Below are 849 nucleotides of genomic sequence, written 5' to 3'. Positions count from 1 at the left end.
ACAAGGCCGAGCAGGGCAGCGCGACGACAGACACCGTCAACATCGGCCTGCCGAGCGATGCCAAGGCGGGTGACACGCTGAACGTCACCATTAACGGTACGGCTCAGCCGGGTCATGTACTGACTGCTGCTGAAATTACTGCAGGCCAGGTGGTATTGACCCCGACCGCGCCGGCCGAAGGCGGCACGCTGACCGTAGCCGCCACCATCACCGATGTGGCAGGTAATACCTCGGCCAGCGCCAGCGACAGTGCAGTACGCGACACCACCGCACCGTCGGCCCCGACCGTGGTCATCGCCACCGATGCCAACAATGACGGCTTCATCAACAAGACCGAGCAGGGCAGTGCCACGACTGACACCGTCAATATCGGCCTGCCGGCTGATGCCAAGGCGGGTGATACGCTGAACGTCACGCTCAACGGCGTAGCCCAAGCCGGTCACGTGCTGACTGCTGCTGAAATTACTGCAGGTCAGGTCGTTCTCACCCCGACTGCGCCGGCAGAAGGTGGCAGCTTGACTGTAGCCGCCACCATCACTGACGTCGCCGGTAATACCTCGGCCAGCGCCAGCGACAGCGCCAAGCTGGACACCACCGCGCCGTCGGCCCCGACCGTGGTCATCGCCACCGACGCCAACAACGACGGCTTCATCAACAAGGCCGAGCAGGGCAGTGCGACCACCGATACGGTGAACATCGGCCTGCCGAGCGATGCCAAGGCAGGTGACACGCTGAACGTCACCCTCAATGGCGTGGCCCAGCCGGGTCACGTGCTGACTGCAGCTGAAATTACTGCAGGTCAGGTTGTATTGACCCCGACTGCTCCGGCCGAAGGCGGCACGCTGACGG

Annotated in this window: 1 protein-coding gene; it reads left to right on the top strand. The window is 63.8% G+C overall.

Annotated elements, in window-relative coordinates; all coding sequences use genetic code 11:
- On the top strand, positions 1 to 849 hold an 849-nt coding region (locus H2Z84_RS05935; protein WP_220272722.1), incomplete at both ends, for an Ig-like domain-containing protein.

The organism is Aquitalea aquatica (assembly GCF_013911085.1).
Lineage (GTDB): Bacteria > Pseudomonadota > Gammaproteobacteria > Burkholderiales > Chromobacteriaceae > Aquitalea > Aquitalea aquatica.
The sequence above is the reverse complement of the archived record's forward strand: the minus strand, read 5'-3'. Positions and strand labels throughout refer to the sequence as shown.